The 20,689-nt window shown below is 37.7% G+C and carries 19 protein-coding genes; 1 reads left to right on the forward strand and 18 read right to left on the reverse strand.

Annotated features, from left to right (window positions below):
* Positions 1-63 precede the first annotated feature (63 nt).
* The 9 genes from I6758_RS08535 to I6758_RS08575 form a co-directional block, all read right to left on the reverse strand.
* Positions 64-1,266, reverse strand: a complete 1,203-nt coding sequence (locus I6758_RS08535) for an FtsW/RodA/SpoVE family cell cycle protein (protein WP_196604987.1) — start codon at positions 1,264-1,266, stop codon at positions 64-66.
* A gap of 2 nt (positions 1,267-1,268) precedes the next feature.
* Positions 1,269-1,922 (reverse strand): tRNA (guanosine(46)-N7)-methyltransferase TrmB, encoded by a 654-nt coding sequence (gene trmB, locus I6758_RS08540; RefSeq protein WP_196604792.1) that lies wholly within the window; start codon positions 1,920-1,922, stop codon positions 1,269-1,271.
* Between the two features lie 41 nt (positions 1,923-1,963).
* Positions 1,964-2,638 carry a uracil-DNA glycosylase gene (locus tag I6758_RS08545; protein WP_196604793.1) on the reverse strand — a complete coding sequence of 225 codons (675 nt, stop codon included), beginning with the start codon at positions 2,636-2,638 and terminating at the stop codon, positions 1,964-1,966.
* Between the two features lie 218 nt (positions 2,639-2,856).
* Positions 2,857-3,381, reverse strand: a complete 525-nt coding sequence (locus tag I6758_RS08550) for a 2-oxoacid:acceptor oxidoreductase family protein (RefSeq protein WP_196604988.1) — start codon at positions 3,379-3,381, stop codon at positions 2,857-2,859.
* Positions 3,378-4,202 (reverse strand): 2-oxoacid:ferredoxin oxidoreductase subunit beta, encoded by an 825-nt coding sequence (locus I6758_RS08555; protein ID WP_196604794.1) that lies wholly within the window; start codon positions 4,200-4,202, stop codon positions 3,378-3,380. The genes I6758_RS08550 and I6758_RS08555 overlap by 4 nt, the downstream gene beginning before the upstream one ends.
* Positions 4,202-5,347, reverse strand: a complete 1,146-nt coding sequence (locus I6758_RS08560; RefSeq protein WP_196604795.1) for a 2-oxoacid:acceptor oxidoreductase subunit alpha — start codon at positions 5,345-5,347, stop codon at positions 4,202-4,204. Before I6758_RS08560 ends, I6758_RS08555 begins: the two co-directional genes overlap by 1 nt.
* Entirely contained in the window at positions 5,344-5,544 is a 201-nt protein-coding gene (locus tag I6758_RS08565; protein WP_196604796.1) for a 4Fe-4S binding protein, read from the reverse strand. The genes I6758_RS08560 and I6758_RS08565 overlap by 4 nt, the downstream gene beginning before the upstream one ends.
* Positions 5,545-5,737: 193 nt before the next feature.
* A complete protein-coding gene (locus tag I6758_RS08570; protein ID WP_196604797.1) occupies positions 5,738-7,417 on the reverse strand; it encodes a DUF4127 family protein in 1,680 nt (559 codons plus the stop codon).
* 41 nt (positions 7,418-7,458) lie between these two features.
* Positions 7,459-8,436, reverse strand: a complete 978-nt coding sequence (locus I6758_RS08575; protein WP_196604798.1) for an AEC family transporter — start codon at positions 8,434-8,436, stop codon at positions 7,459-7,461.
* 224 nt (positions 8,437-8,660) lie between these two features.
* Here I6758_RS08575 and I6758_RS08580 point away from each other — a divergent pair, with 224 nt between their 5' ends.
* Entirely contained in the window at positions 8,661-8,987 is a 327-nt protein-coding gene (locus I6758_RS08580) for a YnfA family protein (RefSeq protein ID WP_196604799.1), read from the forward strand.
* Between the two features lie 22 nt (positions 8,988-9,009).
* Here I6758_RS08580 and I6758_RS08585 read toward each other — a convergent pair whose 3' ends face one another.
* The 9 genes from I6758_RS08585 to I6758_RS08625 form a co-directional block, all read right to left on the reverse strand.
* Positions 9,010-9,759 (reverse strand): hypothetical protein, encoded by a 750-nt coding sequence (locus I6758_RS08585; RefSeq protein ID WP_196604800.1) that lies wholly within the window; start codon positions 9,757-9,759, stop codon positions 9,010-9,012.
* The gene (locus I6758_RS08590) at positions 9,747-10,787 is read right to left on the reverse strand and encodes a hypothetical protein (RefSeq protein ID WP_196604801.1); all 1,041 of its coding nucleotides are present in this window, start codon (positions 10,785-10,787) and stop codon (positions 9,747-9,749) included. Before I6758_RS08590 ends, I6758_RS08585 begins: the two co-directional genes overlap by 13 nt.
* A gap of 1 nt (position 10,788) precedes the next feature.
* A complete protein-coding gene (locus I6758_RS08595; RefSeq protein ID WP_196604802.1) occupies positions 10,789-11,493 on the reverse strand; it encodes an RAMP superfamily CRISPR-associated protein in 705 nt (234 codons plus the stop codon).
* Positions 11,477-13,630, reverse strand: a complete 2,154-nt coding sequence (locus I6758_RS08600; RefSeq protein ID WP_196604803.1) for a Cas10/Cmr2 second palm domain-containing protein — start codon at positions 13,628-13,630, stop codon at positions 11,477-11,479. Before I6758_RS08600 ends, I6758_RS08595 begins: the two co-directional genes overlap by 17 nt.
* Positions 13,620-14,537 (reverse strand): DUF6602 domain-containing protein, encoded by a 918-nt coding sequence (locus tag I6758_RS08605; RefSeq protein ID WP_196604804.1) that lies wholly within the window; start codon positions 14,535-14,537, stop codon positions 13,620-13,622. The genes I6758_RS08600 and I6758_RS08605 overlap by 11 nt, the downstream gene beginning before the upstream one ends.
* 71 nt (positions 14,538-14,608) lie before the next feature.
* On the reverse strand, positions 14,609-15,487 hold the full coding sequence (gene cas6, locus I6758_RS08610) for a CRISPR system precrRNA processing endoribonuclease RAMP protein Cas6 (RefSeq protein ID WP_196604805.1): 879 nt from the start codon (positions 15,485-15,487) through the stop codon (positions 14,609-14,611).
* 220 nt (positions 15,488-15,707) lie between these two features.
* A complete protein-coding gene (locus I6758_RS08615; RefSeq protein ID WP_196604806.1) occupies positions 15,708-16,913 on the reverse strand; it encodes a glycosyltransferase family protein in 1,206 nt (401 codons plus the stop codon).
* Positions 16,910-18,280: a glycosyltransferase gene (locus I6758_RS08620; protein WP_196604807.1), complete on the reverse strand. Its 1,371-nt coding sequence runs from the start codon at positions 18,278-18,280 to the stop codon at positions 16,910-16,912. The genes I6758_RS08615 and I6758_RS08620 overlap by 4 nt, the downstream gene beginning before the upstream one ends.
* Before the next feature lie 25 nt (positions 18,281-18,305).
* Positions 18,306-20,678 (reverse strand): glycosyltransferase, encoded by a 2,373-nt coding sequence (locus tag I6758_RS08625; protein WP_196604808.1) that lies wholly within the window; start codon positions 20,676-20,678, stop codon positions 18,306-18,308.
* Positions 20,679-20,689 lie beyond the last annotated feature (11 nt).

The raw sequence follows: 20,689 nt of genomic DNA on the forward strand, positions 1-20,689 counted from the left end.
TAAAAAACAGGGTATTGTTCATTTTGAACAATACCCTGTTTTTTGTGCAGCAGATTTTTATAATCATTTTAATCTATGCAATAATCTGCGCCTGGATGTTATGATCGCAGCCCTATTCACAATATCATCACTTTTTCTCTTTCCCGAAAACACTTTTGCATATCTGCCAATATTTATCAAGACTCCAATGCTGGCCATATTCAAAATAAGCGATGTACCTCCATAGCTTATAAAAGGAAGCGGGACGCCAACAACAGGCAACAATCCTATAACCATATAAAGATTAGCCGCTGCCTGACCGACAATAAGCAGCATAATGCCGCATGCCAGCAACTTGCCGAATCCTTCATCAGCCCGTTTGGCTATCTTTCCGCAATATACTGCCAAGACTGCATACAGAAAAAAAACAAACAAAACAGCAAGCAACCCATTTTCTTGGCTGAAAACGGCGAAAGCAAAATCTGTATGCGCTTCCGGCAAATAAGAATACTTACTGACACCCTTGCCCAGCCCCATCCCCCATATACCGCCAGAACCTATGGCAGACAATGACTGTACTGTCTGATAACCGAATCCCTGAGCCTGCGACCAAGGGTCATACCAGCTTTTTATACGATCCAGACGATATGACTGAAAAGTGACGAGTACTGCAAAAAGAACCATCAACGCAACCGCAGCGTAACCTATCAATCTTGTTTTCATACCTGCTATGAAATGCAGCAAAACTGGTATTCCGCCAATTAAAACAGCAGTCCCCATATCCGGTTCCAGTTCAACCAATGCTGCCATTAAAAGTGTTATGCCAAAAGTGCGGTTGAATAAAGAAATTTGCCGGCCTTTATCTATCTTTGCACCCAAAAACGATGCGGTTATTATAATACATACTATTTTGGCTATCTCTGAGGGCTGAAATTGCATAAATCCTAAACTTATCCATCTTTTTGCTCCGTTAACACTAGTTCCTGTCAATAATACGAGCATAAGTGCCGCTAAAGTGAAAAACATCAGAAAAGGAACAAATGTCCGCAGCTTATGATAATCAAAATTTACCGCCAGCAGAAAAGCTGCCATGCCCACTGCTACACTTATCAAATGTCTGACAAGGAAAAAATACGGATTGTCAAAATTCATTTCCGCGGTTATAAAACTTGCACTGAAAACATTTATGGTTCCTATTATTATCAGCACCACCATGATCATAAATACTGCTTCCATATCATTGAGCCAAAATTTCTTCTTCACCGCGGAATCTCTGCCTGTTGCCATATTCACGGAAAAATAACCTCACATCGATTTATATTCTCACCAAAACCGCTGAATTTTTCTTCATATTCTGTCACGAAATCCTCACGCAGACAGCCTTCCTCATGCAGGTTATAGGTAAGTGCCTGCACATTGCATCCTGCCTCGTTAAATTGTCCCAGTGAAAAATCAAACAACGGTCTGTTATCTGTCTTAAAAAATAGTTCGCCGGAAGCATCAAGAAGGCGACGGTATTTCTCCAAAAATGAAACATGCGTCAGCCTCCTTTTTGCATGACGCTTTTTGGGCCACGGATCGCAAAAGTTTATGTAAAATCGTTTTACCTCATCAACATTAAATAAAGATTCTATACTATTGATATCAAAAACAGCCAGACGAACATTTTTCAGCTCTGCTTCCGACGTTTTCTTAGCAGCATAATAGATTATATCCTGTTGAAGCTCAATGCCAAGAAAATTGATCTCCGGATGCATCGCGGCAGCCTGACTGATAAATCCGCCCTTTCCTGTGCCAAGTTCGACAAAAAGAGGTGCCGTCCTGCTGAATATTTTACACCAATTGCCCTTCAGCTCTGCCGGATCAAATGTATCCTTCATAAATACAAAATCTTTAAAATCAAAAATGGCATCTGCTATCCACGGTCTCCTACGTAATCGCAAAAAAATTCTCCTTTATTTTCATACTTACTGTCTGATCTGCTCTATAAATCCGGAATCTGCCAATCAATTGGGGTCTGCCCTGTACTCTGCAGAAAGTCATTGACCTTAGAAAAAGGTCTGCTGCCAAAAAAACCATTAAAAGCAGACAAAGGACTGGGGTGAGCTGATTCCACAATAAAATGTTTTGAACTAGTTATCATTGTCTTTTTACGGCGGGCGGGACCTCCCCACAAAATAAAGGCAACAGGTTTGTCTCTTTCATTAAGCAGTGAAATAACTTTATCAGTAAAAGTTTCCCATCCTATTCCCTTATGTGAATTTGCCTGATGCTCACGTACAGTCAATACTGTATTCAAAAGGAGCACGCCCTGCTCTGCCCATGATTTCAGACAACCATTATTGGGAATGGTGCATCCCAAATCTTCATTCAGTTCCTTGAAAATATTTACAAGCGACGGTGGTGCCTTAACCCCCGGATTCACAGAAAAGCTTAATCCGTGAGCCTGCTGCGGTCCGTGATAGGGATCCTGTCCAAGAATTACCACCTTACATTCGTGATAGCTCGTATAATGCAGTGCATTAAAAATATCGTACATACTGGGATATACGACTTTCGTTCTATATTCTTCCTTCAAAAAATCTCTTAGTTTTAAATAATAATCCTCTTGAAACTCCGCGGACAGATATTCATTCCAATCATTTTTAAAAATCTGCATAATTTCTGATGCTCCTAAGCTTGCAGCCGATATTTTATAACTATTGCTTTCTACTATTATATATAAAAATCACAGATGTAACAAGTACTGCCCGGCTTCTGCGCATGAAAAAGGACACCAATCCGTGTGGTGCCCCCTATAAGTTAAATTTAGGTCTAACTTAGGGGACAGTTCACCGACGGGTGTCCTTTTCTCACCATATTAGGCAAAGCACTGACTCAAACAGCGTCATACCCCAGCTTCAAAGCTTTTATATTTTGTTCGATTGTATGAACCGGAACGCGCCCTTTAACGGACATTTCTGCGCTTTCAAAAGATATGAGCTTTGAAAGTTTTACAAGCACGCCTAAAGCAACAATATTGGTAAAAAGCATTTTTCCTACCTGCTCGGAGGCAATACGTGTAACAGGCACTTTTATTACATTGGCAAACACAGGAACATTCGGGACCAAATCTTCATCCACGACTAAAAGCCCCTCCGCATTATCCAGATCCTTATAGTATTTGTCAGCCGCCTTCTGCGTCAGAGACAAAACAATATCCGGCTTGATAATTTTGGGATGATATATAGGTGCATCGTCTATAATAACTTCCGCCTTTGAGGCACCGCCGCGGGCTTCCGGTCCGTAAGACTGTGACTGCACCACCTGCCGGCCTTCACTCATAGCAGCTTCAGCAAAAATAATAGCAGCTGTAATAACTCCCTGCCCCCCCGAACCGGACAAACGTAACTGTTTCATTATTTTCCGCCCTCCTGTGCCAGCGTAATAACTTCACTGTAAGCTTCTGTATATTCCACGGCCTGATGCCTGTGGAATACGCCGATAGGAAATTTATCCGCTTTCTTTTCCTCAGGCATTCTATCCCACGCTGTCTTCATAACCGCGTTATCGCGCATCCATTTCATCATTTCTGCGGGATCAGGCATCTTATTTTTTCGTCCGTAAGCTGTAGGACACTGAACCACTGTTTCTATAAAAGCGAAGCCCCGGCAGCTTATTCCTTCCGCTATCATATCAGTCATATGCTGAACATGAAATGCTGTACTGCGGGCAACATAAGAAGCACCGGCAGCCTGGGCAAGATTGCATGCATCAAAAGGACGGTCAACACTTCCGTAAGGCGCAGTGGTCGCTTTTTTATGCAGCGGCGTCATCGGTGAAGCCTGTCCGCCTGTCATTCCATAAATAGTATTATTAAAAAGCACCACTGTCAAATCTATATTGCGGCGCGCCCCATGGATAAAATGATTTCCTCCTATAGCCGTGCAGTCACCATCTCCTGTTATGACAATGACGTTCAATTCCGGATTGGCCAGCTTTATTCCTGTGGCAAAAGGAATAGCACGTCCATGTGCCGTATGAAGCGTATCAAAGTCCATATAGCCTGAAGCCCTTGACGAACAGCCTATACCGGACACTATAATCGTCTTGTCACGTGGCAGACCACGCATCTCCACAGCCTGAACAATAGCTTTCATTGCTATACCATTTCCACAGCCGGGACACCAGATATGGGGCAGTCGATTCTGTCGAAAATATTTTTCATAAGTACGTTCCTTCATTAAAGCCTGCCCCCCTTCAAAGCTTCTATGCCTTCGAGTATTTCACCCGGCACAAATATTTCCGTGTTATATTTGGCGAGCAATTTTACAGGACATTTTCCGCCGGCGGCTCGTTCCACCTCATATTTCAATTGACCGTAATTAAGCTCCGGAACTAATATGCCCTTCAAACTTTCGGCATTTCTGCGGATCACCTTATCGGCGAAAGGCCAGATCGTCATAAGACGTATCATTCCTGCCTTGATGCCCTTTGCACGGGCCTGCCGGACTGCTTCGTATGCCGTTCTTGCGACACCGCCGTACGAAACCACCGCATATTCCGCATCATCCATAAAAAATTCATCATAATGAGTTATCTCATCTTGTGCCAGCAGAATTTTTTTATGAAGCCGATCAATAAATTCTTCCGTCACAGCTGGACTGCCCGACGGGAAACCCGTGTAATCATGAACTAAACCTGTAACATGTATGCGATATCCAGTGCCAAAATCGGCAGGATTAGGAACCAGATCAGCCTCCGGTGCATATGGTTCATATCCTTGCAGACGTGTCTTTGAGGGACAGCGGCGCGGATAAATATCAATGTTCTCAGCAGCGGGCAGCTGTACATTCTCCCGTAAATGGCCAACGATTTCATCCATAAGCAAAATAACAGGTGTGCGGAACCGTTCCGCATAATTGACCGCCATTACCGCAGCATCAAAAGTTTCTCTGACAGTCCACGGCGACAAAGCTATCATCGGATGATCACCATGTGTGCCCCAGCGGGCCTGCATAACGTCTCCCTGCGCTGGTGAAGTGGGCTGCCCCGTAGAAGGTCCTACTCTCTGAACATTTACTATCACCACAGGTATTTCAGCACATGCGGCATAGCCGATAAGCTCCTGCTTGAGTGAAAATCCCGGTCCCGATGTAGCCGTCAAAACTTTTTTGCCGGCAAGGGACGCACCCAGTACCACACCCATACCGCCTATTTCATCTTCCATCTGAACAAAACAACCGCCAACAGAAGGTAATATTTTTGCCATTGTTTCCGCTATTTCTGTAGACGGTGTTATCGGATAACCGCCAAAAAAGCGCACACCCGCGGCCACTGCACCAGCTGCACAAGCTTCATTTCCCTGCATCAATTTCATATCCGTCATGCGCCCACCTTCTTGTCCACAAAAATCGCATAGTCCGGACAACGCAGCTCACATTGTCCGCAGGCAATACAAGCCTGTTCATTGATAACGCTGCAATGCCCCAGTGTATCAAGTCCAAGAACCTTTTTAGGACAAAAAGACACACAGATACCACAGCCTTTACAACGTTCAGATTTTAATAATATTTCTGTATTCATAGAGCTTCCTCCCCAACTCACCAGCATTTTATCCGGATCAACCAATTCTATTGAATATTTTTATGATATTAAAAAGCAAACCATCCGGACAGCAAACAAAAACATCCATCAATGAGTCATAAATTATATTATAGAGAGTATTGTTCTTTTTGACAATACTCAATAAATAAAACTTATATTACCTTGTCATGCATCACTGCCCAAGCAGCATAGTAAAATTTACATCTGTATATATTTCAAATGTTCTTGGCCACGGAAAAAAAGCATCTACTTTCATATTACGCAGGTAAATCTTTTTTATGCCATCGGAAGTTTTTATCGTGAGCGGAGTGCGTGAGGCCATACCATACGCCAACTTATCCAGCTGTCTTTGCAGTGAGAACGCCAGCATCCGATTGGCCCAAAGATAATTGTTCTCCAAATTCAAATCACTCACATTATTGATCCCGGCCTTACGCAAGGATATATTGACAGCATCAATCGTTCCCTTTAAATAAAAATAATCTTCAACAAAATGCTCATAAAGTACCGTTAGATTATTATAAGTAAGGCGTAAAACATCATCTGTATCTATTTTATTATTATCTGACAGGCAATATAACGCAGCCTGTGAAACTGCCGTGCCGACAGAGTTGCTCACTGTATTCCAGCCTGAATAAGCCAGCAGGCTATTAACCGGAACATCATTTGCCAACAGTACAGGGAACAATGCTTCATCCGCAGAAAAATGCCTGCTCAAATCCACAACAGCGACTTTTTTCCCATCTTTAAGCCATTCTTTTATTCTTTTTGCCCCGCAATACCGTGCTGATAAATTCTCATCGTCACCGATATGCAGATATAAAATAAAATCCGCCTCATCGGCTGTTGACACGATCCGACCTCCCGTCATAGCAATCTTCTCTTCTGTAATTTCTTCCACAGGAGCGGCCATGTAAGGCAGAATGGCCTGCGCAGAACTTTCTTCATTATATGCGACAAATATACGAGGATGATATTTATTGTCATTGAACTCCTGTGCCATGTTAAACAAGAGCGACATCCCCACTTCATCGGCACCATGTGTTATAAACACGGTACCATTATCCAGCTGTTCTGTAGCCGTATATTGCTGCAGACTTCTTCGCTCCATATTCGGAATGCCATATTTTTCTCCGTCGTCCTGTCCTATTACCACTTTAGTCAAAACTTTTTGAGCAGCCAGATCAATCAACTTTTTGTTGAGCTGCAAATTCCGAATATACAGGTCCATATACTGCGCCAAATGTCCCTCAGGGATTTTACCGCGCAGTTTTTCGATCTTCACCAGATCGTCTTCATCATAAAACTGACTGAGCTTATCAGTCAGCCTTGAATATTCCATGAGATTCTTTATATCCTGAACTGAATCTATATTTGCCGGAGGTGTTATACGCGGCAGTATATTAAAAGCATATATCGGCAGCTGCGGATTGCTTTCACGTATATCCTTGAGCATCTGCCATAAAGCACCTTCCTGCGCCTCCTTGCCAAAGGATTGACGAGAGGCAAGCAGCCCTCCATATAACAATTGATCTATCGATACTATAATACCATCGGCTGAGACAGCATTCTCTGCCAGCCATTTACGAAGAGCCGCAGTATTTCCCGGCTCCGTATAATAATCCATCATAGATTGAGGAGGCGTGATAACTTCTATATCCGCTATCCTGCCGGCATCAATGACAAACTTGGCGCATGGCGGACGACTGTCCAGCGGTATAAAAATGACTCGTTTAGTGTATTTCTGTGTAATAGTAATATTTTTGCCGACAGGAACATCCAGATAAAATCGCTGAAAAAAAACAGCAATAATTATTGCTGCCAATATAAAAAAAACACTGCGTTTATACAAATCCGTCATCCTTTTTGCAGGCTTTAATCAAAAAGCTGAATTTAAACAGAAAACAATACATGCCCTAAAAATATAAACATTGGTATTGATATACCGCTTAAAACCGTCGTATTCATCACTACCTGCGTAGCATACTCCGGACAATTATTAAATTCAATGGCAAATATGGCCGAATTTACAGGCGACGGCACCGCACAATAAATCAAAAACACCAGGGCCGCGACGGGTGTGAACCCACCGGGAGCAAAAACATTGCTCATATAAACTATCCCTAACCCCAAAACGGGCGCAACAATAAGCTTTAAAAAACTGGCGAGCCACACATCATAATTAAGCCACTGTATTTTAGTGCGTGAGAGCTGAACACCCATACTTATCATGGCAACGGGCAGCAGCATTTCACTGGAATGGGTAATAACCGGCCATAAAAAAAACTGAGTTGCATCCAGCTCAAAATATTTCGTCAAAATGACAAGGGGAAATACATAAACAATAGGCATATGTAAAATGACGCTGATCGCGTTTCTGGCGGACATTCTTCCTCTGCCTGCCTGATAGAGGCCGATAGTATTAAGCGTCACATTCTGCACTATAAGCAGCAATATCTGCACCACCATAGCCTCGCCAAGATATGGTGTCTTGCCGTCCACCAGAAAAGGCGGATGCGAAAAAACAAGTGCTACAAGTGCGACCCCAAGATTTCCGGAATTATTGAACATCGTGGCATTTCGCAGCGACTCCAGCATACAGCCGTCATACCCCTTGATCTTACTGATAACAGTGGCTATTATAAACATCAATGCCATAAGAGCAAAAGCTGCTGCCAAAATATTATAACTTGCCTCCGGAAATTGCGTTTCGTAAATATTTTCAAAAATAAAACTGGGTACGATTACATAAAACATTAATTTAGCCAATGTATTTATATCCAATCGAAACTTTCTGTCGAGCAGGAACCCAATCAAAATCAAACTGAATATAGGCAGCATTATATGTTCAATCAAATAAATAAACAGCATCGATATCATCCCTTGTATGTATAATAAAAAAATAATTTCACATATAACTATTGCAAATTATATATAACAGCATTATAATGATTTCGAACTAATTAATATCTTACTCAGCCTTACGCCTTTATGGTGTAAGGTCTTTTTTCTTTCAATCTGTATTTGCGGGATCATCCTGCAAACACCAAATATCATAATAATAGCACTTATATATTCATATAGAAAGAGTAAACATGGAAATTTTAAAATCGATCATCTATTTTATCATTGCCGGTATTTTCGAAATAGGCGGTGGTTATCTTATCTGGGAATACTTTAAAAATAACAAAGGCCCCCTTTACATGCTTCTGGGAGGCCTTGCGCTTATCCTGTACGGTATAATTCCCACCATGCAGACCGCCAGCTTTGGCAGAGTCTACGCTGCATACGGAGGAATATTTATTATTTTATCCATACTCTGGGGTTGGCTTATAGACGGTACGGCACCCGATCAATTTGATATCATAGGCTCGGTTGTTGCACTGACAGGAGTCCTTATTATAATGTACTGGCCGCGATAATGACACTTTATATTTACTTTCACTAAATTAATTCTATTTTTACAAGTCCGTGCGGTAAATTGGTTTCCTGATCTAAAAAAATGGCACTGTTGATTTCCTCATGAAATTTTGGGCTTTCAATAGAGTTCCGCAGACCTTTATATCCTCCCAATAAAAAAATATCATCACTGTCTTTTATAGCTGTTATTTTAAATTTAGCACAGTTTAAATGAAATAAAAAATGTTCTTTCTGTCTTTTGAGACTATCAAGATATACCAGCATTTGTTTTAATTTCTTCTTTGCAGAATCATTTGCTGACTTTATGAGTGATATCGCACAACTTTTATCTTTTACATAAATCTCACCAATTAATTCTGTATGTGCTTTTATCATTTCGACACCAACATTAGGGAAAAAAACAGCAAAATCAGCCTTTTGTTCATCATTAACATACTGTGCCTTATATAAATTGCGTAAAACAACATCATTATTACTGACTCTGATATCATCGACCATTATATTTCCAGTATCAGAGGAGCGCTTCTGGCACAAGGCTCCTTTGATGGAGCTACCAGGCAGATAATATTTTGCACTCTCAGGGACATATTTTGTATATTCACCATACTGATAAAATGGATAAATAATATTTAGTTTAGCTTTATCAAGATAGCCACCGCTAGTTGTTAGCTGATCCAGAAAAAACTCATCTAATTCCTTATATAGAGCTGTATTCATTCTGGGTGATACAATCAAACTGGACTGTGCAGTCAGTTTATATGTTATTTTTTGCATATCTGCACCTGTCTTTTCTGTATTGGCAGCGGGTATAAAAATGCATTGCCAAAGACGATATCCCTTTGAGGATTAAATGGTGATGGTATAGATTTTCCGGTGTTGTTTGCTCCAAGAGAAGCCGTGATGATGCTGCCCTCAGCAATAAAGCTGATATAGTATCTGGTGAAATTACTGTCCCAGCCACCGGGAATATTAAAAGGACGTCGTTCTGAGGTAAATAACTTTAAAGTTGAAGCTGTATAATCAATGTTCTCGGGCAATAGCATACCTGTATTAATAAAATGTTTTACGGATTCATAATGCATATTTTGCCTGCTGATATCCTGAAATTTAAAAGTATTCAATCCCTGTGAGGCTCTTTTTCCTAATATTACAGCCGCCGAACGCCGGACTGCTTCTTGTATCATATTTAGTAAATTGGTACAAATTTCGCTGTTATCTATGCGCAAATAAAAACAAAATTTATTTACGGTACTTTTTTGTTCTTTATTTTCTGTACTTTTTTCCTTTTGCATCAAACTTACTTCTGATATATTGATGGTAGGAACCGAATAGAGCTTGCTGTCTAACACCGGAATATCATAGAAGCTGCTTTCTATAGAAGCACGAAGCTGTTGTTTAGGGTCCAAATTGATATAAGGAAAAATATTTTCAATATCTGATTGCTTACCAAATGTTAGATCATTTAAAAGCTCCTTTAGTTTGCTTGTCAGTATATAGTTTCGCTTTTTTAGAGCCTTGCGTTTCTTTTTTAGGTTTTTATCCTTATCGCTCTGATCTTTGGATGGTTGAGAAGCTATACAGTCGATGATATAATCCAGTGGTGTAGGGATATACCCCTTCGGCATAAGATTTGACAGCGAAAAATAAATATCTTTATTTAAAAGACTTTTTGTCAGTATTGACGCAGATGTGTCACCATATTTTTCGGAATACATATAAACCAGAGCTCCGAAGAGTTTTTGAGAATCCGGAAGCTGTGTCAGGGGACCTGTTGACAGAAGCTGTACTTCATAAATGTCCATATTATTGCTCCTCATTCTCGATACTTACATGGATTTTTCCATATCCCCGGCTTTTGGAATTTCCAAGACGATAAATTCCTTCATTAAATTTTTTTAAGATATAAATAATATAATCCTTACACAGCTGTTCAGCACCTTTTCCCAAGGCATCTATTTTATGGAGACGAATTTCACCGGTAAAAATCAATCCATTTCGAGCGGCCTTGTAAGTGCGAGGATTGGACGTGAGTGTAGTACCGTTAACAGTAATAGAGTTTTTCATGTCAATAGAAAAACAGCTTTTTTCATCACGAAATTTTTCACACAAACGTAAATCACTAAACATTAATTTTGGTGTATTATTGAAACCGCTGATGCCAAAAAGGTATTCAGCAGATACCGCATTCTGTGCTTCTTTATATCTTTCCTGAACACGGGTTAACGCTTCAGCCTCTTTTACCAGTGTTTTTATTTTATCCCGATTTTTTATCTCTTCGGATTTTAAATACTCAGTATATAGATTAGTAATAGCTGTTTTTTTGGCGCTGTTATCCTCATGTACTATGCTGCGAACGCTACCTTTTTCAGAAGAAGCAGGGATGCAGGGATAGCCTTCCTGATCCAGCGCGGTCTGTTGGTCTATTCCCCCGATCTCAAAAGGAGGCGGTGCGCCCCCGATAAACAAATTAGACAATGTTTCTACTTCATATTTAACTATGTCTGACATAACGGATACTCCTTTTGTCTTTATGATTTTTACTATTGCCAGTAATAATTTTATATTTAATGACGGCCTCATTGTATTGATAAAATAACATTAAAGAATCAATGAAATCTGGGGTCCAATCGGTACTTGACCGAGTTTTTTCACAAAAACTTTCTGCATCAAATGGCATTCTGTAAGAAGGCTTATCTGGTTGCGATGCAGTAGTATTATCTAAATCATTATGATTGTTATTCATGGAAAGCATGATTGCAGCTTTACAAATGGGGATTTTTTCTGTATTGCGCAATCTAAAGAACATGGACTTTTCAACACGGACGGTCTTATAATAGGATATTATACGAGGTTTTTTATTACCCGCACGGGTATTGTCTGCAGGTATTGTGAACTTATCTTGTTTTACAAAGCAGCTTGTCAGAGTTTTATGTGAAATAGTCTCATATAAACAGTGACGGATCTTTGTCAGTAAATTTTTTCTGGCATTATCTATATTTTCTTTACTTAATAAAACTGTATCTGAAACTTGATTTTTAGCTATCTGAAAACGAGGATCAGAAAACAAAAGCATTAATCGCAGATACGTGTCCATACGGTGCTTTGCATAAGATGACTTATCGATTATAAATCCTTTTTTGGGAATTTTCCTGCATAACTGTCTTAATATGGCGGCATTTAATAGTAGTTCAGCTTGCCACAGACGTTCTTCAGTATTGCCTAAATAATTCGGCAGTAGATAGTATAATAAAAGATTTATATATTTTTTATCATCGCAACGAATAACTTCATCTGAAAGCCTTTCAAGCAGAGTATAAAAAAAGCTTGGTGTACCAAGAAGCTCTTTACAAGCAGCAGTATTTTTTATAAAAAGAAGTAAATTCATGTCGTTAATAAAAAACTGCCATATGGGCACAGAATTAATGGCACTATTAAGGTCTGATTTTCTTTCTTTGGAGGTACTCTTTTTACAATCCTTAAACTGAGCATAATCAATATCTAAAAAGGTGAGTCCACCGATTGATATTTTAGAATTGAGAAATGGTTTCAAGCTATTAATATGAGAGCTATTTTTATCGTTTTTGGCATTTTCCAGCTGATCTTCCACCCTATCAAGATAATAGCGTATGGGCTGCCTGTTGAAGGTGATTTCCACGCCGATGCTCATAGAGATTTTGTTAGAAATTTCCCCAAGGAGTTTTTCAGCGAGTTTATTTTTTATTTCTTTCAGTAAATATTGACATACATCAACACCTTTTATTATATTTGTCACCGATACCGCGAAAAATATGTCATCTCCAGCAATGTAAAAAGGAAAAAGCCAATCACCAGTTGTATATGATTGATTATCTGGTCGGCAAGACTTAGCAGCTTTATGCAGGCCACGTAAGGAAACAGTATCAGACAGCACCTCGCTTGTCGAAGTATATTCCTTATAATTTTTTATACTACTGAACATATCGCCCATTCCGTCAAGATCGGCTTTAATTACGGCTATACGAAAATGATTGCTGTTTCCGGTATCTTCACTATCAGTATCCTTGGCCTGATACAGTGCGTTGATATCCTTAACAAACATCGGATAATCTTTTTGATTAGCTGCAGAGGCGGTATCTGATTTTTCGATTTTACAAAAAGAGAACAGCGGATGGTCTTTTGGTTTCGCTGCAGAGGCGGTATCTGATTTTTCGATTTTACATTGTGATTTGTTTTTTTCTATTATTCGGGTAAAGTATTTGTTCTGCTTAAGACGCTTTTTAGCTTCTTGAATAGCCTCAATTTCTGTACGTCCGTCATTCTTAAAAAACACATAGTGTAATAGCTTATTTCCCTGCGAGATGTGATAATAGTGTAAAAATAATTCATTGAGCAGTTCCTCTAAAGCAGGCTCATCAGACTCAGCGATTGTACAGGAAAATATATATACTCCCGAACATGACATGAGTTTTTCAATTTCAATTTTATGCTCGTTAAATTTGTTCTCAATTGCAGTAAAAAAATCATCTGATATTTCTCTGGAAGAGTTCACGATGCTTTTTAAAGTGGCCTCCTCAGTCTGTTTTTCCTGTACATGAGCGTGAATTGCTTCCGTCAAATATGTTTGAATTTTATCAATGGAAAGCCCTGCAACATATTTATTTACCATTAACCTTATCCTCCGGTTTACATTTATTAAACATATCTGCGTATGCCCTGTGAGGGAAAAGTATAGGATTGTTAATGAGCATAAGTAGCTGATTCAGCTGCAAATTCAAGGTTAAGAGGGCTACAGGCTTTTCAGCTATTTCTACTTGATATTTGTCAAGTGATACATCTTTAAGCTTATAACTGTATGTTTCGTGGCTTCTTTTTTTATCGTCTCCTTCATCAGATTTTTCTGGTTGATTCCTATGATTTAAATCAAGATACCAATCGTATAAATTTTTTTTCGAATCATTTATATCTATTTGTAATCCTTGTCTTTTACCTTTTGATCGAATAATGAAATCAAAGGATTTTTCTCCAGAATGAAGTTTTTCATTACTTATGCGTTCTTTTAAACAGCATAAAATACGCAAAGGACGTGTGGAAGTTTGCGTTGGACTGGGAATCTCTTTACCAACAACAATCTGACTGATGGTTCTGGTATATGAATCGGATGATGTTTTCAATGCTGATACACGTTCTGCCCAACTCTTTAATTTTTTTGTCTTAATGGAATTACTTTTACATTCAATGACGACTGCTACAGCCTCAATAGGAATAAATTTTAATTTCCCGTAATGGAATATATAAGGGGTATAGGTCTCATCGAAAATCGCAAGATCGACTTCATTTGATACATTACCATTCGAATCAATAATGAATACCGATTGCTCAATAACAAATTTTTTAGGAATAATTTGTTCAAACATTCCCTTCCATATTTCTTCACGGAAGCCGCCGATAGTCGGTCCATGCGAAGTAGTAAAATATAGCTGATTTACAAGTGATTTTTCATTTTGAAGATAATTATTGATAATATTGCGGATAGTATCATTGGCGGGTAAATCAAAATTTTCTGTGCAATCCATATGCTATTCACTCCTTGTTTTTATCAAAATTTGAATTTAGTATATCCTTATAAAACAATTATACATCCAATTTAAATAAACTCTACTTCTATTTTCCCCATACCAAAAGTAGTATTGCGCCCGATGTGCAAAATTTGTGCGGCATACAGCCAAGGGACAAATGAAGTCAATACCCCTTCGCAACGAATACTGCCTAGCAAACCGCCAAAATCCATCTTTTCGCCAAGCCTATTTGAATATCGGGACATTTGTTTAAGCGCTAGATGGCTCTGAGTAACCGGGATTTCTGAAGCGAGTGTTTGAATACGCACTGCCTCTGTGGTATTCACCCAACCACCGTAGCGCTGGGTAATTGCTTCGATTCGATGTATGATATTGCGAATAATCGTCGGGAAATCTATGCTTTCAAGCAACATACCACTGCGGCGAATACGCAGCGGTGTCTGTATATTAATAGTTAATTGTTTGATATTGCTCAGGCAGCGATATGGAACAACGGCACTCTGAACAGCAGTTTCATAAAAAAGTCCTGACTGCCAGATCACTCGTTGATCTAAGCTATGAAATATCTTTTTTAAGATAAACGGATATCTTGAAGCCCCTAATTTAAAGTTCTCAAGGCTGCCCAGTGCATCTACAACTGATGGTGCATATTGTATAGCATCACCCAGCAGAATCATATAAAAACTGAGATCTTCTCCAGCCTGATAAGGTGTTTTATGCATTGCGGGAGGTATTATCATATACGGGTTTACAATGTCCTGTTTATTCCCGCTCAGTGAACGATTGTTATAAATATAATTGAAAGCCGTAATATCAGAATATAAGGCCTGCCCAATGGCTCCCCGAAGAGCAGATCCCAGATATTCCGGCAATACAGCTTTTTCTACAGATGTCAGTGATATCTTCATAGGTAAATACTTAATAAAAAAATCAGGCTGCGCCATCATCAATCCTCCACCAAGTTGCTTAAGATATTATTATTAATTTTAAAAATTTTTTTCACACTATTATTACGAGGTACCGCATTAAGTATCAATAATACCAACTCATAACACATCAGGCCGTATTCTTCATAAATATAAAGCTTAAGAAGAGTTAGCTGTTTTACCCGTCTATATATTCCGTCGATACAACTTTACTTTCGCCGCTCTTCTATGTTCAGTGCTTTTATTTTATTATACTCTTTTCATACCAATTTTCCACAATTTCAGTTATATTATCCATTCTCGCCGCCCATGTATGTGCTTCATCTGCCTTTTTATATGCCCGCATTGCTATTTTGTCTCTTAAATCTTGTTTCTGCAACAATAAATGGACAGCTGATTCTATTCTATCCATATTCTCCCAGTCAAATAATATTATATCCTGACCATTAACGAATACCTTATTCAGATAAGATCCATTTTCACTGATCACCACTGCTCCATTTAACATTGCACTAAAAATACGTTCATGAATCCCCCCGTTTATACCGGCATTATCCTGGATGATCAGCTTGCTTCTTCCATACAAATTTATTATCTCGGAATAAGGAAGAACTTCATGATGAACCGTTCCTGATGTATGGTATATATCAGGCCAATTTCCGCATATATGCGCAAAAAGTCCCTTGTCTATTACATATTTCATACATTTTAAACGTCTATAAGCTTTTATATAACTGAATAGATCTGCAAAATATGGATATAATTGATCCATAGAAAAGGTTCCCAGCAAATGCCTGCTTTTAATAATAACATAAACGGCTTCCGGCACTGCCGATGCATATGTCTCCATATAATCGGCCGTATCATTTAAAATCGATTTAACAAAAACAGGTATCATTTGTCTATTCCATTCACGAACTGGACTGCCCGCAAAACTTCCTGAAAAAATAATATCAATATCTTTATCCTGACTACTTTTTTCGCTCTTGACCCCGCCAAAGAAAAAAGGATGAGTTTTAAACTGTTCTTTTTCCGACTGCAGCTGCTTAATATAAAGATTATCTATTCTTTCCAAATGCAAAATAATATTATTACGATTATCGATTCCCGGCTCTGTTAAATATTTTGATAAAAAATGATAAGGCACTTCCGTCATTAAAGAAATATGCGGATAATTAAACAACTGACACAACAGTGTTCCATTCCCGCAAAGACCAATTCCAGCACTATTAAAACCTATAGAAAAATAAACTCTCTCTGATATAGCATTTTGTAAATCCTTTTGCCAATCCGTCATTCCAAAGTCAATTTTAATTGAAACATAATTTGCGTTTGCTAAATATTTTTCTATCTCTTTGACAATACACCCGAAAAAATCAATATCGGTTGAATTATAATAAATCAAAACAATGTTTTTATCCTTATGTGAATAAGTTTCCTTTTTCATTTACACGCTTTCACTATCCACTGCAGAGTATTATATTCATCACTGTCCGTTTTTGTTAATTTTGTTAATTTGTCTACAAACTTTTGATTAGCGAAATATCTATTACTTTCTATAGATATTTTATTATAGCTGGAGTCCGCAAATATATTCTCTATCTCATTTTTTGTGAAAAATCGCAAATGTGTTTTATCCAGAATACCGGCATCCTCATACTGCCAGTCAAGATTAAATAAATTTTTCAATGCTGTGCTGTGTTTAACATTTGGAATACTGGCTATCAAACAACCATCCTTTTTTAAGTAGTGCCATATATCACTTATGGTCTGCCATGGATCATACAAATGTTCCAATATATCGCCCGCGATCACATAATCAAATGACTGATTGCTAAACGGAAGTTTATTTTTTTCAACATTCATAACTTCGACAGTATTATTACCCAGTATAAGTTTGGAAATAGCAGCAGCCTTTTCATCGAGCTCTATTCCATGTATTTCGGTTTCACAGTTTCTGTTTAGAATTTCTAATAATGTGCCTCCGCAGGCAGATCCTATTTCCAGCACTGACAGATCTTGCTTATTTAAATCCATTTTATTTATCAATTCATATCTTACACCCAATGAATACACTGCTGAAAAACCCCATTTTTCCTTAAATAAATGCTGGGCATAATCAAATACAGTTTGAATATTAGGACATGTTTTAATAATTGTCGTGTGCATATTATGATAAACAAAAACTTCCATATTTACCAATAAACCATATCCCTTTTTCATCAAGCGAAATGAAAAATCTATATCTTCCATAAAACCATTCTTAAATATTTCATCAAACAATCCGATGTCATCAATAGCTGATTTTTTTATCAATACACAAAAATCATATAAAAAATTGGCAGCTTTAAACTTATTCTGATTTACCTCTGCGACTCTTGCGCAAAGTGTCTCAATATTTTCAGCATCATTTACAGGCATAAAATAGTGCTGAAAAATATTTTGAAAATATGGTGTTCTATTGCATATCGGACCAACAGCACCAACATGTTCATTTGAGTAGAGCAGCTTTTTCATACTACTCAACCAATTTGGACCTACAAGCACATCATTGTGCAAGATAGCACACTCTGTGCCAGCAGTATATCGCACAGCAAGATTACATGCCGTAAGAAATCCGTCATTAGTATTTCTTTGTATAACTTTTATATCATTTTGCCGCAATAACCATTCAGTAGTATTATCTGTCGATGCATTATTAACCACTATTATTTCATATGTATCTTTACGAGTAAATTTACGTATATGTTCTATGCAAGCAACAGTGCTGTCAAATTCATTATGCACAGGTATTATTATACTGGTTATTCCCATCAAATTGCCTCCAGATTTTATATACTTATTTAATAATTGACAATATATAACCGCATGTACCAAAATCCTGCATGTCATTTTCTGATGCCAAACCCGCTTTTATATACGGGCTCATAAAAACAGCACAATCCGTCTCCGCTTCCGCATCAGCTACATAAGCAATATTCTTTATCTTTAAATCAATTGAATCCAACATGCGGTACATAGATTTAATAGTAAAAAATTTGACATTTTCTTTTAACAGTAAATTCGATCCGCAATTTGTACTAAATTCTGCCTCAGAATGGTAATGCCATTTCCCCTCAAGCAAATTTTTAATGTTTCTAAAGTAGGCTACGTTATAAAAATTCATTACAATGATCCCATCCGGTTTAAGACATTTTTTTAATTTGACCAATATATTTTCCGGTCGCTGCCAATGCATTATATCATCGAATAAAACTATATAGTCAAAAATTTGGTCTGCCTGATCAAACAGTACTTCAGCAGGCTTTTCATTGGTAAGAGCCACAAAAATACTTTCTGAATCTATTTCATCCACATTCGAGTGTAATCTATACATTTTCATAGTAAACTTATCATATTTTAATCTGCTGAGAAGTATCTCTGTCTGACGGCTCACACAGCAGCATGTACAATTTTTATTCCTTTTTTTCAAGAAATCTTTTAAAAAGAACTGCATATTAGCTTCTATTGAACCATTTGTCAGTAACTGCTTCAGCTTGACAGCTTTCCCTGTCGCTTCTACAATTTTATTATTGTTTACAGCATTGTTTTTCTGTAGCATAATATTGCATTTGAGAATTTTTTCTGCTTTTGCATAATTTTTCAAGAATTCATCAACAATATCCTTATCATAAAACAAAGAAATATTAGGATCCGTCTTTCCTGTCAAATCAAACGGAGCATTTTTATGATTACTTATATAGAGCCATATTTTTATCATTCTGATGAATTCTTCTTCATTTTCAAAACCAAAAGAATGAGCAAAACTCAATGCATAAAATTTAAATAAATCATTTTTAAAAGCAAACCAAATAGAATTATCCTTTGTTTTTTGTCCTTTATGTACACGCATGTAACTCAATGAATCTTTCAAATAAGCCAGCCTGCCATGTTTCAAAGACTCAAACCATTGTGCCATATCATTTATACAATCGAAAGATGTACCGAAAAAAGTACCAAAATTATTATCTATATCACAGCGTCTTAGTAATGCAGTGGTCGGTTCTCCTATATAATTATCTGTTCCCAGTAATAATGCACGCACAGCAGTTTTTGCATCTATGATTTGATCGCATTTGACTTCAATACTGCTATATCCCGAAAAAATTTGTTCTTCTCCATTTTCATTTATAAAAATTCTATGAGATGACACGAGCGCTATATCATCATATTCTAAATAATAATTCATCATCCTGTTAATTTTTTCAGGATGAAATATATCATCATCATTTAAATAGTTTATATAAGTCCCATGACTTTTATGCAGTATTCTATTGTAATTGGCGTAGCTGCGTTCACTAACATTACTATACTCACTGCCATTTTTATGATAAAAAATATTATCGTATTTTTTTTGATATTTTTCCACGATTATCCTTGTATCATCATTGGTACTGTCATCACCTACAATAATTTCCGTATTCCTGTAGGACTGCGTCACTGCACTATGCAGAGCTTGTTCAAAAAAATGCGGTCGATTATATGTAGGAATCAGAATACTTACCAAAGGATATATATTTTTGGAATACTCGTCCAGAAATAAAGCATGCTCATTCTCACTATACGATATGTTAACCGATGCAATTTTACACCACGATTTCAAAGGTTGTTGTGCTGTTACCACCAAATAGTTTTGTCTTTGAAATTCTATACATTGGCTTATTTTTGCAAAATATTCTGAAACAAAAATATCCTCTCGCCATTTTATATCGTATTGTGTCGCCATGAAATAACTATCAATAACTTTAACTTTCTGATATGTATCTTTTATATCAGACCATGTCAATATATTATCATTGCCGATCATCACTTTACCAACACGATTTATAGCCTGTAAGCCTATTCCGTTGGTTGGCAGCACAGAAGCCCCACTTGCACCAACAATTCCTATAGCCCAGTTTTTTCTAAATATCTCTATTAATTCTGTCAAAAAATTTTCATTTACAAATACAGTACCCGCAGTTATATATATCTTATATTTAGCATTATTTTCCTGCAAAATTTCATTATATGATTCAGCTGTGTTATTTCCTACAAATGGATGTATCAGAATTTTATAATTATCAGGACAGATTAGCCTGGATATTGAACTGACTGTATTTTCATATTCTAAAAAATTAGTATTATTTATAATAAAACAAATTTCCTTTTCGTTCAAATTTGTAACAGCCATTTTATACTCCT

Origin of the sequence: Pectinatus haikarae (assembly GCF_015732185.1) — a bacterium.
In the GTDB taxonomy this organism is placed as follows: domain Bacteria; phylum Bacillota; class Negativicutes; order Selenomonadales; family Selenomonadaceae; genus Pectinatus; species Pectinatus haikarae.